The organism is Dactylosporangium sp. NPDC051484, from assembly GCF_040689395.1.
Taxonomy (GTDB): Bacteria; Actinomycetota; Actinomycetes; order Mycobacteriales; family Micromonosporaceae; genus Dactylosporangium.
The window spans coordinates 351361-365909 of sequence record NZ_JBFAZX010000001.1; the positions used below are offsets into that span (position 1 = coordinate 351361).

Annotated in this window: 15 protein-coding genes; 7 read left to right on the top strand and 8 right to left on the bottom strand. The window is 71.5% G+C overall.

The genetic code is table 11. The annotated features are described in order from the left end of the window. Nucleotides 1-19 precede the first annotated feature (19 nt). From AB0367_RS01730 to AB0367_RS01745, 4 genes are all read left to right on the top strand, one after another. Entirely contained in the window at nucleotides 20-484 is a 465-nt protein-coding gene (locus tag AB0367_RS01730) for a DUF4442 domain-containing protein (RefSeq protein ID WP_366224235.1), read from the top strand. Nucleotides 485-629: 145 nt separating this feature from the next. Continuing rightward, complete coding sequence (locus AB0367_RS01735; RefSeq protein WP_366224236.1) at nucleotides 630-2105, top strand: glycoside hydrolase family 3 N-terminal domain-containing protein; 1476 nt, start codon at nucleotides 630-632, stop codon at nucleotides 2103-2105. Between the two features lie 89 nt (nucleotides 2106-2194). Next, nucleotides 2195-2929 (top strand): LppX_LprAFG lipoprotein, encoded by a 735-nt coding sequence (locus tag AB0367_RS01740; protein WP_366224237.1) that lies wholly within the window; start codon nucleotides 2195-2197, stop codon nucleotides 2927-2929. 10 nt (nucleotides 2930-2939) lie between these two features. Then, nucleotides 2940-4580, top strand: a complete 1641-nt coding sequence (locus AB0367_RS01745) for an MFS transporter (RefSeq protein ID WP_366224238.1) — start codon at nucleotides 2940-2942, stop codon at nucleotides 4578-4580. A 203-nt stretch (nucleotides 4581-4783) separates the two neighbouring features. Here AB0367_RS01745 and AB0367_RS01750 read toward each other — a convergent pair whose 3' ends face one another. Then, complete coding sequence (locus tag AB0367_RS01750; RefSeq protein ID WP_366224239.1) at nucleotides 4784-4984, bottom strand: PspC domain-containing protein; 201 nt, start codon at nucleotides 4982-4984, stop codon at nucleotides 4784-4786. 226 nt (nucleotides 4985-5210) lie between these two features. Between AB0367_RS01750 and AB0367_RS01755 the strand changes: the two genes are divergently transcribed. Both AB0367_RS01755 and AB0367_RS01760 read left to right on the top strand, forming a co-directional pair. After that, complete coding sequence (locus AB0367_RS01755) at nucleotides 5211-5726, top strand: hypothetical protein (protein WP_366224240.1); 516 nt, start codon at nucleotides 5211-5213, stop codon at nucleotides 5724-5726. Nucleotides 5727-5772: 46 nt separating this feature from the next. Beyond that, nucleotides 5773-6972: an esterase-like activity of phytase family protein gene (locus AB0367_RS01760; protein WP_366224241.1), complete on the top strand. Its 1200-nt coding sequence runs from the start codon at nucleotides 5773-5775 to the stop codon at nucleotides 6970-6972. Between the two features lie 28 nt (nucleotides 6973-7000). Here AB0367_RS01760 and AB0367_RS01765 read toward each other — a convergent pair whose 3' ends face one another. Continuing rightward, entirely contained in the window at nucleotides 7001-7321 is a 321-nt protein-coding gene (locus AB0367_RS01765; protein WP_366224242.1) for a DUF6401 family natural product biosynthesis protein, read from the bottom strand. Between the two features lie 138 nt (nucleotides 7322-7459). Here AB0367_RS01765 and AB0367_RS01770 point away from each other — a divergent pair, with 138 nt between their 5' ends. Next, entirely contained in the window at nucleotides 7460-7939 is a 480-nt protein-coding gene (locus AB0367_RS01770) for a DUF6328 family protein (protein ID WP_366224243.1), read from the top strand. An 85-nt stretch (nucleotides 7940-8024) separates the two neighbouring features. Here the strand turns inward: AB0367_RS01770 and AB0367_RS01775 are convergent, their stop codons facing one another. From AB0367_RS01775 to AB0367_RS01800, 6 genes are read right to left on the bottom strand one after another with little or no spacing between them, the layout of a single operon-like run. Then, nucleotides 8025-8717, bottom strand: a complete 693-nt coding sequence (locus AB0367_RS01775) for an SRPBCC family protein (RefSeq protein WP_366224244.1) — start codon at nucleotides 8715-8717, stop codon at nucleotides 8025-8027. Further along, the gene (locus tag AB0367_RS01780; RefSeq protein ID WP_366224245.1) at nucleotides 8674-9894 is read right to left on the bottom strand and encodes a VWA domain-containing protein; all 1221 of its coding nucleotides are present in this window, start codon (nucleotides 9892-9894) and stop codon (nucleotides 8674-8676) included. Before AB0367_RS01780 ends, AB0367_RS01775 begins: the two co-directional genes overlap by 44 nt. Continuing rightward, nucleotides 9863-10726, bottom strand: a complete 864-nt coding sequence (locus AB0367_RS01785) for a MoxR family ATPase (RefSeq protein WP_366224644.1) — start codon at nucleotides 10724-10726, stop codon at nucleotides 9863-9865. Before AB0367_RS01785 ends, AB0367_RS01780 begins: the two co-directional genes overlap by 32 nt. Continuing rightward, entirely contained in the window at nucleotides 10726-11673 is a 948-nt protein-coding gene (locus AB0367_RS01790) for an XdhC family protein (protein WP_366224246.1), read from the bottom strand. The genes AB0367_RS01785 and AB0367_RS01790 overlap by 1 nt, the downstream gene beginning before the upstream one ends. A gap of 21 nt (nucleotides 11674-11694) precedes the next feature. Continuing rightward, the gene (locus AB0367_RS01795; protein ID WP_366224247.1) at nucleotides 11695-14070 is read right to left on the bottom strand and encodes an aerobic carbon-monoxide dehydrogenase large subunit; all 2376 of its coding nucleotides are present in this window, start codon (nucleotides 14068-14070) and stop codon (nucleotides 11695-11697) included. Next, a complete protein-coding gene (locus AB0367_RS01800; RefSeq protein WP_366224248.1) occupies nucleotides 14067-14546 on the bottom strand; it encodes a (2Fe-2S)-binding protein in 480 nt (159 codons plus the stop codon). Before AB0367_RS01800 ends, AB0367_RS01795 begins: the two co-directional genes overlap by 4 nt. Nucleotides 14547-14549: the final 3 nt, after the last annotated feature.

The following is a 14549-nucleotide window of genomic DNA, read 5'->3' on the forward strand; positions in this document are numbered from 1 at the left end:
GGTCGGTAACATATCTGGCATGAACATTGATTCAAAGGCGCTGGCCCGGGGCCTGACGTCGGTCGTGCCGTTCGCCCGCACCGTGGGCATCGAGATCGTCGAGGTGGTGGTGGACGGCGACGACGTGCGCGCCGTCGCCACCCTTCCCGATGAGGAGCGCCTGCACAACCACGTGGCCGGCCCCCACGCGGGTGCGCTGTTCGCGCTGGGTGAGACCGCCTCGGGCGCGGTCGTGATGGCCGCGTTCGGCCCGCACCTGTCGCTGGGCACGCCGCTGGCGGTGCGCGCGGACATCGCATACGCGAAGCTGGCGAGGGGTCCGGTCCGCGCCACCGCCACCCTCGGCCGCGCGGTGGACGAGGTCGTCGATGAGCTGGCGGCGGGCGGCCGTCCCGAGTTCCCGGTGGCCATCGAGATCACCCGCGAGGACGGCGCGGTCACCACGGCCATGACCGTGGTCTGGACGATCCGCCCGAATCGCTGAACCATTCCGCACTCAGGTGCCGTGCTGCGTGTATGTGTCCGACCTGTGCATGAAAGCGGAACTAACCTGTTAACTACTGGAAGGTTTCTTGACTATTACTGAGATGTGATGTGACCATCATCGCCAGGCGAAGGGTGGTTCACGCATGGATGCACGCACGGGGGTCGACCTGCGCAGCATGGCGGATGCCGTGCTACAGCCAGGATTCGTCGGCAAGGAGCCGCCACCATGGCTACGCCGCCGCCTCGCCGAAGGGCTTGGCGGCGTCGCTCTCTTCGCGCGCAACGTGGTGGACCGGGACCAGGTCGCTGAGCTGACCGCCGCGATGCGCGCCGAGAAGCCGGACGTCATCGTCGCTATCGACGAGGAGGCCGGCGACGTCACGCGGATGCATGCGCACACCGGCAGCCCGTGGCCGGGCAGCCTGGCGCTCGGCGCGATCGACGACCCGGCGCTGACCCGCGAGGTCGCCGGGCACATCGGGCGCGACCTGGCCGCGGCCGGCATCACGTTCGACTACGCGCCCGACGCCGACGTCAACAACGACCCGAACAACCCGGTGATCGGCTCGCGTGCGTTCGGTGCCGAGCCCGAGCGGGTCGCCCGGCACACCGCGGCCTGGATCGCCGGGCTGCAGGAGGCCGGCGTGGCCGCGTGCGCCAAGCACTTTCCCGGGCACGGGAACACGAGCGTGGACTCTCATCTTGACGTACCGCTGATCAAGGCCGGCCGGGCCGATCTCGACGCGGTGGAACTGGTGCCGTTCCGGGCGGCCATCGCGGCGGGCGTGCAGGCCGTGATGAGTGCGCACCTGCGGGTGCCGGCCCTCGACGCCGAACTGCCCGCGACCCTGAGCCGAAAGATCATGACCGGGCTGCTGCGCGGTGAGCTCGGGTTCGAGGGTCTGATCGTCACCGACGGTATCGAGATGCGTGCGATCTCCGCCCGGCACGGTCTCGCCCACGCCACCGTCATGGCGCTCGCCGCGGGCGCGGACGCGATCTGCGTCGGCGGCGACCACGCCGACGAGGAGACCGCGGTCATGTTGCGCGACGCAATCGTCGCCGCGGTGCGCTCGGGCGAGCTGTCCGAGGAGCGGCTCGCCGACGCTGCCGCGCGGGTCGCCCGCATGGCCGCGTGGTCGGCCGCGGCGCCCAAGCTCGCGCCCGACCCGCGCGCGAGCGAGATCGGGCTGTCAGCGGCCCGCCGGGCGCTGCGGATCACCGCGCCGGACGCGGCTTTCCCGCTGGCCGGCGCGCCGTATGTGATCGAGTTTCAGCCCGAGCTCAACTTCGCGATCGCGCCCGAGACGCCTTGGGGGCTCCTGGCGCCGCTCGCGGAACTCGACCCGGCGACCTCCGGCGTGCGGCTGACCTCGGAGGACGGCCTGACCGACGCGCTGCGAGCCGCGCTTGGCCGGCCGCTGGTGCTGGTCGTGCGCGATCCGCATCGCTATCCGTGGATGGCGGACTCTGTGAAAGCCTCCTTGGCCGCACGTCAGGAAGCCGTCGTCGTCGAAATGGGTGTCCCGGTGGACCCGCAGGGCGACGTGCACATCGCGACGTTCGGCGCGACGGCCGCGGCCGGCCGCGCGGTCGCCGAGTTGCTGGCGGGTCGCTGAATACGCCAACGGGTGAGGATCCCGTGACGCTGAGATCGCGCTCAGCTTCAACACCCGCGCCGTTTTCCATGCCGGTCTAGCATGCCGGTATGTCCCCGACCCAGTCCCGCCCCCGCCTCCTCGTTGCCGGCGTCGCCGCGCTGACGGCGGTGCTCGTCGCCCTCACCGGCTGCTCCGGCAAGTCCGACAAGAAGGCCGGCGCGCCGTCGGCCGACCCCAACCTGCCGGCCGCCGAAGGGCTGCTCAGGGACTCCGCGACGGCGATGGGCGGCATCAAGACCGCCAAGTTCCTGATCACAGCCGACGGCACGATCGCCGGGGTGGCCATCAAGCGCGCCGACGGCGTGCTCACGAAGGAGGGCAACGCCCAGGGCACGGCGCAGGTCGAGCAGATGGGCACGGTCGCCGACCTGGCGTTCACGATCGTGGGCCAGACGATGTGGCTCAAGGGTCCCACCGGCGGCTATCAGCAGATCCCGCTCGCGCTCGCCGCGTCGGTCTACGACCCGTCGGCGATCCTCGATCCCGAGCGCGGCATCGCGAAGGTGGTCTCCACCGCGACCGACGGCAAGACCGAGGCCGCCGAGACCGTTGACAACCAGGCCACGTATCGGGTCGGCGCCAAGTTCCCGGCCGAGAACCTGTCGAAGGTCGTGCCCGGCGTGACCGGCAGCGTGCCGGGCCGCCTGTGGATCGCGAAGGACAACAAGCGTGTGCTGAAGGCTGCGTTCGACCTGCCCGCCGTCGGCGACGCCAAGGGCGGCACGGTCACCGTGACGTTCACCGAGTTCGACGCCGCCGTCACCATCACGCCGCCGAAGTAGAGCCGAGCCGATGCTGGACAGCGATCCGTCCGCCGACCCGCCACCGACGCCCGCAGGGCGCCGCGTTGGCGCTGAGGCCGTCCCCACCGCGACCGCCCCAGCGGCTTCCAGCCCCTCCGCAGGCTCCGGCGGCGGGGATGGCGGACATTCGCGGCGGCGGCTGGCCATCGGCGTCGGCGGGGCCACGGTGCTGCTGGCGGCGCTGGACGCGTATGTGGTCGTGGGCGTCCTCACCGACATCCTCGACGCGTTGCACATCGCGGCCAACCGGCTCGAGCGGGTGACGCCGGTCGTGACCGGGTTCCTGCTTGGGTATATCGCCGGCATGCCGCTGCTCGGCTCGCTCTCCGACCGGCTCGGGCGGCGGGCGGTGCTGATCGGCTGCCTCGTCGGCTTCGCGGCCGGCTCCGCGCTCACGGCGGGCTCGGGCGACTCGATCTGGTTGCTCACCACCGGCCGGGCGGTGCAGGGCCTGGCCGGCGGCGCCCTGCTGCCGGTGACCCTGGCGCTGGCCGGCGACCTGTGGGCGGAGCGGCGCCGCGCGACGGTGCTCGGCGTGGTCGGCGCGGCGCAGGAGCTCGGCAGCGTGCTCGGCCCGCTGTACGGGGTGGGCATCGCGGCCCTGCTCGGCTCGTGGCGGGGCATCTTCTGGCTCAACCTTCCGTTGGTCGCCGTCGCCATCGCGCTCGTGTGGGTGGCGCTGCCCGGCCGGGCACCCGCGGCGGTGCGGCCGAAGACCGACGTCGTCGGCGGGCTCCTGCTGGCGCTGACGCTCGGCGCGGCGGTGGTGGCGCTCTACAACCCCGACCCGGAGCGCGCGGTCCTGCCTCCGTGGGGCGGCTGGACGCTCGCCGGCGCGGCCGCCGGGGCCGTCCTGTTCGTGGCGTGGGAGCTGCGGGCGCGCACCCGCCTGATCGACCTGCGCGGCGTGCTGCGGCGCCCGTTCTTCGCCGCGCTCGGCGCGAGCTTCTGCGCCGGCGCCGCCCTGATGGTGACGCTGGTCGACGTGGAGCTGGTCGCGCAGACGCTGCTCGGCCGGCACGGCGTGCAGGGCACGCTCGTGCTGACCCGCTTCCTGGTCGCGCTGCCGATCGGCGCGGTGCTCGGCGGCTGGCTGGTGTCGCCGCTCGGCGAGCGCCTGGTCGCGGCGGGCGGGCTGGCGGTGGCCGCGGGTGGATACGTGCTGGTCGCGGGCTGGCCGGCCGACGTGCTCGCGGTGCGTTATCTCGGCTTCCTGCCACGGCTGGACACCGACCTCGTCGTCGCCGGCTTCGGGCTGGGCCTGGTGATCGGCCCGCTCTCCGCCGCGATCCTACGAGCCACCCCGATCGCGCAGCACGGCGTGGCATCCTCGGCGGTGGTCGTGGCCCGGATGATGGGCATGCTGATCGGCGTGGCCGCGCTGACCGCGTGGGGCCTGCACCGCTTCCACGAGCTGACCGCCCAGCTGAACTTCCCGCTGGTCTTCGGCAAGTCCGCCGACGAGCAGCGGCGCCTGATGGACGAGTACAAGGACGCGCTGCAGTCCGCGCTGCGCACCGAGTATCGCGAGATCTTCCTGGCCACCGCCGCCATCTGCGCACTGGGCGCGGCATGCGCGTTGCTGCTGCAGGGCCGCACCGCCCGCCCCGGCCCCGAGCCGGACCACTGACCGAGCCCGGGACCGAGCGCCGGGCGTGCGCCGTGCGTCAGCACCGCGCGATGAACCGACGGACGTGTGTTGAGGCCTACGCGTGGCCGCTCGCGCGGGTCAGGGCGCGGATGGCGATCAGCCGGACGGCGGCAAGGGGTGGCCCGGGCCGCACCCCGGGCCACCCGCCCCGCCGCTGGAGTCCCGCTGTGGAGAGGGCGGGCTCAGCCGTAGTTGCGGGCCTTGGACTCGTCCGGCATGAGGACCCACAGGATCAGGTAGATCACGAACTGCGGGCCCGGCAGCAGGCACGAGAGGACGAAGATCAGCCGCACCATGTTGGGGGGCATGCCGAAGCGGCGGGCGAGACCCGAGCAGACGCCGGCGATCCAACGGTTGTCACGGGGCCTGACGAGACTGGACATCCCTAGCTCCTCGTTTCGATGTGTACCTCAACCGTAGAAATGCCCGGGGCGTCCGCCCTCCAACCTTTGACGGAAATCCGGAGGGCCGACCACTAGGGATTCCTCCGCACGGGTAGCCGGTCGGTTGCCGTGCGTTGCGGGGCGGCTGGGTCGCTCACGAGGTTTGCGGCACGCCGTGCTGGACCCAGGACTTCGGCCGAGTCTGAAAACCGTGTAGAAAGCACGGGTGATCACCCCTCGTAGAGCACTGCTGCTGACGGGCGCCGTCTTGGCGCTCGCCGGCTGCGGTGACGACAAGGCGACCCCGCCGCCCGACGCGAAGCGCAACGCCGCCGTCTACGACACCGTGGACGTGTGCGCCCTCGCCTCTGACGATCAGCTCAAGGCGGCGCTGGGCGAGAACACCGGCCACAAGGAGCGCCGCAATACCGACAGCTTGAAGGCGTGCGCGATCGATGGCTCCTCTGGCGACTTTTACATCTTCCTGACCGTGGTGCGCCCGTCCATGGCGGCGGCCGAGCAGATCAAGTACGACAAGGCCGCCGCGCAGGGCGCGAAGGATCTCGACGCCAGCACGTTCTCGTACTTCGACGACGGCCACGCCTACGTCGAGACGGCCGACGGCGACCTGGTGCTGCGCGCGTCCCTGGTGTACTACGTCGACAGCGGCAAGATCACGGATGGGCCAGGCGTGGTGGGGCGCCTACATACGCTGCTCGGGCAGATGACACAGAAAGTCTAGAAAGGCACCAACCGGGGTTCACGGCATCTGCCTAGCGTCCCGACCCATGAGGAATCTTCGACGTGTCGGCCTCGGCGTGGGCATCGGCGTGCTGTCGCTCGCGATCAGTGCGCCGAGCGCCTCGGCCAATGGCTCGTTCGGCAAGGCTTGGGGCCAGGCTCAGCTCACCGGCTGGGCCGCGCTTCCGGCGGCGACCTTCGTCTCGGCGAGCGACCCGTCCGGCGCCCTGCTCGGCGGTACCCCGTCCAACGGCATCACCCCGCCCTTCGACGACCAGCCGGTCCAAGGCTTCAGCGGCATCCTGAAGAACGGCGACGGCACTTTCGACGTCATCTCCGACAACGGCTACGGCAACAAGGCCAACAGCGGCGACTTCGTGCTGCGCATCCACCGGGTCGCCCCCGACTACGCCAAGAAGACGGTCGACGTCGTCGGCGGCATCAACCTGACCGACCCCAACGGCTACGTGCCGTGGGCCCTGACCCGCAAGGACCGGGTCCTCACCGGCGCCGACTTCGACATCGAGTCGATCCAGCGGGTCAACGACGGCTCGTACTGGATCGGCGACGAGTTCGGCCCGTACCTGCTGCACTTCGACCGCGCCGGCCGCCTGCTGCAGGCGCCGATCTCGCTGCCCGGCGTGCGCGCTCCGGAGAACCCGGAGGGCAACCCGAACCTCAACAGCAGCAAGGGCTTCGAGGGCATGGCGCTGTCGCCCGACGGCCGCACGCTCTACCCGATGCTCGAGGGCACCGTCGCCGGCGATCCGGCCGGCAGCCTGCGGTTCAACGAGTTCGACCTGGCGACGCAGCGGTACACCGGGAAGATCTACACCTACCAGATGGAGGACCCGGGCTACTCGATCGGCGACGCGATCGCCGTCGACGCCGACCGGTTCCTCATCATCGAGCGCGACCAGGGCCAGGGCGCGACCGCCAAGTTCAAGCGGATCTACCTCGCCGACAAGCGCGACCGCAACCGCGACGGCAAGATGGACAAGACCCTCGTCGCGGACCTCATGAACATCGCCGACCCGCGCCACCTCGGCGGCACCTCGGGCGTGTTCACGTTCCCGTTCCAGACCATCGAGGACGTCGTGATCCTGGACGACCGGACGCTGGGCGTGGTGAACGACAACAACTTCCCGTTCTCCAGCGGCCGCACCCCGGGTAAGCCGGACGACGACGAGTTCATCACGATCCGCTTGGCCGAGAACCTGCACGCGGACAAGCGCTTCCTGCGCTGAGCCGGCGGCGGTGTGCGGCCCAGGGCTCCTACGGGACCAGGCTGCACACCGCCAGCAGGCGCAGCATCGCCCAGGACGGGCGCGACCAGTCCTCCAGCGGGTCGCCGGCGTCGCGTGCCGCGTCACGGATGGCCGCCGAATAGCCGGCCAGGGCGACCGGGTCGGGCAGCGCCCCACCGAGCGAGTCGCGGATCGCGGCGGCGTGCTGGTCGACGCGGGCGAGCAGTTCCGGACGCGCCGCCACCGCCGCCCGGCCCGGGCGCCCGATCGCGGCGGCGAGCTCGGCCAGGCCGGCGCGGGCGAGCCAGGCGCGCCGCCCGGCGGTCAGCTCATCGAAGGGGGCACTCACGCCCGCGACCATAAGCCGAGCATGCGGGCTCGCGCAGCCCCGACATGCGCGGCGAGGGCCGGGCATGGGCCGGGTGCCGGTCGAGATCGCCCGAACCGTCACGTTCGCCGGGTTGATCCGGTGGGTAACTGATCCCACATGGCCGATCGCGACGAGACTCCGCACGCGCGTCCCGACCGCCATGAAACGCCGGATCAGCGTTTCGACCGCAACTGGACCGAGCTGCTCCAGGAACTGCGGGTCGCGCAGACCGGTGTGCAGATTCTGTTCGCATTCTTGCTGACGCTGCCGTTCGACCAGCGATTCGCCGCGGTGTCCCAGGGGCAGGAAGCCGCCTATATCGCCACCCTGCTGTGCACCGCCGTGGCCACCCTGTGCCTCATCGCGCCGGTCAGCCACCATCGCATTCTGTTTCGGCGCGGGCGGAAGAAGGAGCTGGTCGCGATCAGCAGCAATCTCGCCGGAGTCGGGCTGGTGTTCCTGTGGCTGTCGATCGTGGGCGCGCTATTCCTGGTCTTCGAGGTGGTCCTGGGGCTGTCGTGGGCGGTCGCCGTCGGCAGCACGTTCACTGTCGCCTTCATCGGGATCTGGTACCTGTTGCCGGGACTCAAGCGCTGAGCCTCCACGGCCACGGCGCGGGAGCGCTCCCATTCATGAGGGACTTCAGCCAGGCGGGCCCACCGGGCCCGCCTGGCGTAGCGGGTCAGGCGAGCCAGACCACCAGGGCGACGATCGCGGCGATCACCACGACGATCGGGACGGCCAGCTTGACCAGCGTCGCCGTGCCGGCCACCTTGGTGAGGTCCACCGCCTCGGCCTCGGGGGAATCGATCACCCGCGTCTCGGGCTGGGCCTCCACAGCGACCGGAGCCGCGGGCTCCGCAACGACCGGAGCCGCGGGCTCCGCAACGACCGGAGCCGCGGGCTCCGCAACGGCCGGGGCCGTAGCCTCCTCGGCCGTCAGTTGGTTCTCGAGGTTGTCGACGAACTGGGTCAGCAGCCGGGTGCTGATGTCCGCGATCGTGCTGCGACCCATCTGCGCCAGCGGTCCGGCGATGTTCAGGTCCGTTTCGACCCGCACCTTCGTCGCCCCGTCGGCGGCCGAGAGGACCGCGGTCACCAGGGCGGACGCGCGGCCCTTCCCGCTGGCGTCGCGCCCCTTCGCCTCGATGACGGCGCGGTGCGCGGCGGCGTCCTGTTCCTTGAAGACTGCGGTACCGGAGAACTGAGCGGTCATCGGCCCGACTTTGACCTTGACCTTCCCCTGGTACTCGTCGCCGCTGACGCCGGTCAGCTGCGCGCCGGGCATGCAGGGAGCGATGCGCTCGATGTCGGTGAGCACCGCCCAGGTCTCATCGATCGGCCTGGCCACGACGAATTCGTTGGTGAGCAACATGGTGAGGGGCACCTCCGTTGAGGGCGTCGAGGAGCGGTTCGACGGCGGCCAGCGAGTGGGCGCTGACCACGGCGTCGCAGTACGGCCACGCCGCCGCCATGCCGCCGACCAGCGGCTGGTAGCGCGGGCTTTGGGTCCGGGGATTGACCCAGACGATGCGGTACGCCAGGCGCGACAGCCGGGCCATCTCGGCGCCCACCTGCGCGGGGTCGCCGGTCTCCCAGCCGTCGGAGACGACGAGCACGACGGCGCCGCGGGCCATGCCCCGCCGGCCGTACTCGTCGTTGAAGTGCTTGAGCGCGGCACCGATGCGGGTGCCGCCCGACCAGTCCGGCGCGGCCCGGCCGGCCCGTTCGAGGGCCACCGCCGGCCGGGTGCGGGCCAGCACCCGGGTGAGCCGCGTCAGCCTCGTGGCGAACGTGAACACCTCAGCGCGGGTGGCGCCAGCCGCGCAGTACAACAGCTGGAGCATCGCCCTGGCGTAGGGCTCCATCGAGCCGGAGATGTCGCACAGCACCACCAGCCGGCGGGGCTTCTGCTTGCGGGTGCGGCGCGGCAGCCGCAGCGGTTCGCCGCCGCTGCGCCGGGCCTGGCGCAGCGCCGCGCGCAGGTCGACCGAGCGGCCGTCCGGCGCGGCGCGGAACCGGCGGCTGCGCCGGGGCGGGGTCGCGAGCCGCAGCCGCCGCATGAGGGCGGCGAGCTGCGCCAGCTCGTCATCGGTCAGGGTGGCGAAGTCGCGCCCGGCGAGCCGCTCGGCCGCGCTCCCGGCGGTCGCCAGCTCGACCTCCACCATTGGTGACTTTCCAGACTTTTCCGAAATGTCGGAGGTATCGGAGGAGGAAGCGGTCGCGGGGCCGGATCGGGTCGTCGTGGAGGTGCCCTGCGCGTTCGGATCGCCGCGGAAGTCGGCGACGTCCGCGAAGCCCCGGAAGATGGCGTCGAAGACCCGGTCCAGGATCGGGAACTGCGCCGGATCCCAGGTCAGCGTGGCCCGCGCGCAGCGGTGCAGCTCGTCCACCGTCCGCGGCGCGAGCAGCTCGACCGCGAGCGCGAAGCGGGCGCAGCGGTCCGGTCCGACCGGAAGCCCGGCGTCGTGCAACACCGCGCCGAAGCCCGCGACGAGCCCCGCGAGGTCCCCGCGCAGGTCACCCGGCGATGACGCCGGCGAGTCCGGCACGGCGGGCCACCTCCTCGTCCTCGCGGTACTTCAGCACCGCGCCGAGGGTGGCACCAGCCGACACCTCGTCCAGCGGCAGGCCGAGCAGCCGCAGCGCGTTGGCCCAGCTGATCGCCTCGGCGACGCCCGGCGGCTTGGCCAGGTCGAGCGCCCGCAGCCGGGACACCGCGCCGGCCACGCCGGTGGTGAGCGACTCGGCGGCGCCGGGCACGCGGCGGCGGATGATCGCCGCGACACGTGCGGCGCCGGGGTAGCCGATCCAGTGGTACAGGCAGCGGCGCAGCAGCGCGTCGTGCAGGTCGCGGGTCCGGTTGGAGGTCAGCACCACGACCGGCGGCACGACCGCGGTGCGGGTGCCCAGCTCGGGGATGGTGACCGAGCCCTCGGCGAGCAGCTCGAACAGGAACGCCTCGAACTCGTCGTCGGCCCGGTCGACCTCGTCGATGAGCAGCACCGCCGGGCGCGGGCCGGGGTGCTCGATCGCGGCGAGCAGGGGCCGGCGCAGCAGGTACTCGGGCGCGAAGAGGTCCGCCTCGCGCGGGGTCTCGCCGCGGGCCTCGGCGAGCCGGATGCCGAGCAGCTGGCGCGGGTAGTTCCACTCGTAGAGCGCCTCGGCGGCGCTGAGCCCCTCGTAGCACTGCAGCCGGATGAGCGGCGTGTCCAGCGCCGCGGCGAGCGCGCCGGCCGCGGCCGTCTTGCCCACGCCGGGCTCGCCCTCCAGCAGGATCGGCTGGCCCATCTTCAGCGCCAGGAACAGCGAGGTGCCCAGGGTCGGCTCGGCGAGGTACCCCTGCCGGTCGAGCCCCTCGACCAGCGCGTCGACCGTGTCGATCACAGGTACCGCGCCGGGGCGTCGGCGAAGGCGCGGCGGCAGCCGGTGCCGCAGAAGTAGTACACGACGCCCTCGTGCTGGTAATGCAGCGCGTCCGGGACGATCGCGACGTCCATGTCGCAGACCGGGTCCTTGGCGATCCGCATCGCGGAGGGCTTCTCCAGCAGCGGCAGCATGATGCGCTTGGGCGCCTCTGGCGCGTCGGCCGGCGGCGCGGTCTGCCGCGGCCGTGTCGAGATGATCTCGGCCAGCACCGACAGCGCGATCTCGGGCGCGGTGCGGGCGCCGACGTCCAGCCCGGCCGGGGCGTGGATGAGGCCCTTCTCGGCGTCGCTGAGCGAGAGCTCGGCGAGGACCGCGGCGGCGCGTTTGCGGCTGGCGACGAGGGCGACGTACGGGATGCGGGCCTTCACGGCGGCGGTGAGGATCTCGGCCTCGTCGCGCCCGTGCGAGGCGACGATGACCGCGCTCGCGTCCAGCGGGATCGGGGTCTGCGCGTCGGGCACCCAGCCGCTCGCCCGGAAGCTCTCCCAGCCGACGGCCCGGGCGACGTCGGACAGGGCGCGGGCGACGGGGGCCTCGCCGTAGACGAAGACCAGCGGCGCCGGGATCATCGCCTCCAGGAAGATTTCGAGGGTACCGCCGGAAAGACAGGGATTGGCGACCGTGAGCAGGCCCTGTGAGCCGGGCCGGTCGTCGGGGCCTTCGTCGTCGGGCGTGATGCGCAGCAGCGTCGACTCGCCCGTCTCCAGCAGCCGAAGCCCCTGGAGACGGACGGTCGACTCGGCACAGGTGCCGCCGACGAACCCCTCGATCGTGCCGTCCGGCAGCACCAGGGCGCGGTCGCCGGCCTTGGCGCTGGTCGGGCGCTCGGCGCGCACCACGGTCGCGAGCACGAACGGGGTGCGGCCCTCGCGCAGCTTGTCGGCGCGGATGAGGAGGTTCATCGGGGTTCCTTCGCTGCTGGACTAGCTGATGGCCAGGTCGGTGCGGATCGGGCGGCCCTGCGCGGCCCGCCAGACGTTCGACGGGGTCAGCGGCATGTCGGCGTGGCGCACCCCGAAGGGCTTGAGCGCGTCGAGCACGGCGTTGACCACCGCGGCCGGGGAGCCGACCGTGGCCGACTCGCCGACGCCCTTGGCACCGATCGGGTGGTGCGGCGACGGGGTGACGGTCTCGCCGAGCTCCCACGAGGGGCACTCCAGCGCCGTCGGCAGCAGGTAGTCCATGAGCGAGGCGCCGAGGTGGTTGCCGTCCTCGTCAAACGCCATGAGCTGCATGAGCGCCATGCCGATGCCGTCGGCGAGGCCGCCGTGCACCTGGCCCTCGACGATCATCGGGTTGATCCGCACACCGCAGTCGTCGACCGCGATGAACCGCCGCACCTTGACCTGGCCGGTGGCCGGGTCGACGTCGACGACGCAGATGTACGCGCCGAAGGGGTAGGTGAGGTTCGGCGGGTTGTAGACGGTCGTCGCGTCCAGGTGGCCCTCGACGCCCTCGGGCAGCTCGAGGCTGGAGTGCGCGGCCATCGCGATCTCCTGGATGGTCTTGCCCTGGTCCGGGTCGCCCTTGACGAAGAAGCGGCCCTTCTCCCAGTCGAGGTCGTCCGGGGAGACCTCCAGCATCGCCGAGGCCACGATCCGGGCCCGGTCGCGCACCTTGCGGGCGACGATCGCGGTGGCCGCGCCGGACACCGGGGTCGAGCGCGACCCGTAGGTGCCCAGGCCGAACGGGGTCTGGTCGGTGTCGCCGTGCACGACATCGATGTCGTCGGGGGAGATGCCGAGCTCCTCCGCGACGATCTGCGCGAACGTCGTCTCGTGCCCCTGGCCCTGGGTCTGCACCGACAGCCGCAGCACGGCCTTGCCGGTCGGGTGCACGCGCAGCTCGGCGCCGTCGGCCATGCCCAGCCCGAGGATGTCCATGTGCTTGCGCGGGCCGGCGCCCACGCCCTCGGTGAAGAAGCTGATGCCGATGCCCATGTGCTCGCCGCGCTCGCGCTTCTCGGCCTGCTCCTGGCGCAGCTTCTCGTACTCGACCATGTCCATGGCCAGGCGTAGCGCCTTCGGGTAGTCGCCCGAGTCGTACTCCCAGCCGGTTGGGGTCGTGTACGGGAACTGCTCCGGCTTGAGCAGGTTCTTCATGCGCAGCTCGGCCGGGTCCATCTTCAGCTCGTAGGCCAGCACGTCGATCATGCGCTCGACGAGGTACACGGCCTCGGTGATGCGGAACGAGCAGGCGTACGCCACGCCGCCCGGCGCCTTGTTGGTGTACACGCCGGTGACGTCACAGGACGCCGCCTCCAGGTCGTAGGACCCGGTGAAGATGTGGAAGAAGCCGGCCGGGAACTTCGTCGGCTGCGCGGTGCCGTTGAAGGCGCCGTGGTCGGCGAGCACGTTGACCCGCAGGGCGCGGATCTTGCCGTCCTTCGTCGCCGCGATCTCGCCGCGCATGTGGTAGTCGCGGGCGAACGCGGTGGCGGTCAGGTGCTCGTTGCGGTCCTCCATCCACTTGACCGGCTTGCCGGTGACGATCGAGCCGACGATCGCCAGCACGTAGCCGGGGTAGATACCGACCTTGCCGCCGAAGCCGCCGCCGATGTCCGGCGAGACGACCCGGATCTTGTGTTCGGGCAGCCCGGCGACGAGCGCGTACACCGTGCGGTGCGCGTGCGGCGCCTGCGTGGTGGAGTAGATGGTCAGCTTGCCGCTGACCTTGTCGAAGTCGGCGACGGCGCCGCACGTCTCCAGCGGGGACGGGTGCACCCGGGGGTACAGGATGTCCTCGGCGACCACGACCTCGGACTCGGCGAAGACCCGGTCGGTCTGCTCCTTGTCCCCGGCCGACCAGTCGAAGATGTGGTTGTCGGTCTTGCCTTCCTTATCGTCCCGGATGACCGGGGCGCCTTCGGCGAGCGCCTGCTTGGCGTCGGCGACGACCGGCAGCGGCTCGTAGTCGACCTCGATCAGCTCCAGGGCGTCGCGGGCGATGTAGTGGTTCTCCGCCACCACGAACGCGACCTCCTGGTTCTGGAAGCGCACCTTGTCGGTCGCGAGCACCGCCTGGGTGTCGTACGACAGGGTGGGCATCCAGGCCAGCTTGAGCGTCTCCAGCGTCGCGCCGGTGATGACCGCCTTGACGCCGGGCAGTGCCTCGGCGGCGCTGGTGTCGATCGAGACGATCTTCGCGTGGGCGTAGGGGCTGCGCAGGAACGAGCCGTGCAGCATGCCGGGCAGCTGGATGTCGTCGACGTAGTTGCCCTTGCCCCGGACGAACCGCGCGTCCTCCTTGCGGTGCATCCGCCCGAAGCCCATCGGCGTGGGGTTCTCGGTCACGGTCATGGCTGCGCACCCTCCTTCGCCTGGTGCTCGGCCGCCCAGCGGACCGACCGGACGATGTTCTCGTAGCCCGTGCACCGGCAGAGCTGGCCGGAGATGGCCTCCCGGATCTCCTGCTCGGACGGGTCGGGGTTCTTGTCGAGCAGGACGCGGGCGGTGATCATCATGCCCGGCGTGCAGAAGCCGCACTGCAGGCCGTGGCACTGCACGAAGCCCTGCTGCACCGGGTCGAGCCCGTCGGGGCCCTCCAGCCCCTCCACCGTGCCGACCTGCTTGCCGTCGGCCATGACCGCCAGCACGGTGCAGGACTTCACGGGCACGCCGTCCAGCGTCACGGTGCACACGCCACAGTTGGAAGTGTCGCAGCCCCAGTGCGTACCAGTGAGGCCAAGCTCGTTGCGCAAGAAGTGCACCAGCAGGAGCCGTGGCTCCACGTCGCGGGTGTGCCGCTCGCCGTTCACCGTCACGGTGATCTGCATGTC

What these genes read in the sequence shown, in the direction of transcription:
- AB0367_RS01750 (WP_366224239.1), bottom strand. Translation starts at nt 4,984, where the DNA reads ATGTCCAGTCTCGTCAGGCCCCGTGACAACCGTTGGATCGCCGGCGTC.
- AB0367_RS01735 (WP_366224236.1), top strand. Translation starts at nt 630, where the DNA reads ATGGATGCACGCACGGGGGTCGACCTGCGCAGCATGGCGGATGCCGTG.
- AB0367_RS01730 (WP_366224235.1), top strand. Translation starts at nt 20, where the DNA reads ATGAACATTGATTCAAAGGCGCTGGCCCGGGGCCTGACGTCGGTCGTG.
- AB0367_RS01770 (WP_366224243.1), top strand. Translation starts at nt 7,460, where the DNA reads ATGGCCGATCGCGACGAGACTCCGCACGCGCGTCCCGACCGCCATGAA.
- AB0367_RS01760 (WP_366224241.1), top strand. Translation starts at nt 5,773, where the DNA reads ATGAGGAATCTTCGACGTGTCGGCCTCGGCGTGGGCATCGGCGTGCTG.
- AB0367_RS01745 (WP_366224238.1), top strand. Translation starts at nt 2,940, where the DNA reads ATGCTGGACAGCGATCCGTCCGCCGACCCGCCACCGACGCCCGCAGGG.
- AB0367_RS01790 (WP_366224246.1), bottom strand. Translation starts at nt 11,673, where the DNA reads ATGAACCTCCTCATCCGCGCCGACAAGCTGCGCGAGGGCCGCACCCCG.
- AB0367_RS01740 (WP_366224237.1), top strand. Translation starts at nt 2,195, where the DNA reads ATGTCCCCGACCCAGTCCCGCCCCCGCCTCCTCGTTGCCGGCGTCGCC.
- AB0367_RS01800 (WP_366224248.1), bottom strand. Translation starts at nt 14,546, where the DNA reads ATGCAGATCACCGTGACGGTGAACGGCGAGCGGCACACCCGCGACGTG.
- AB0367_RS01795 (WP_366224247.1), bottom strand. Translation starts at nt 14,070, where the DNA reads ATGACCGTGACCGAGAACCCCACGCCGATGGGCTTCGGGCGGATGCAC.
- AB0367_RS01775 (WP_366224244.1), bottom strand. Translation starts at nt 8,717, where the DNA reads ATGTTGCTCACCAACGAATTCGTCGTGGCCAGGCCGATCGATGAGACC.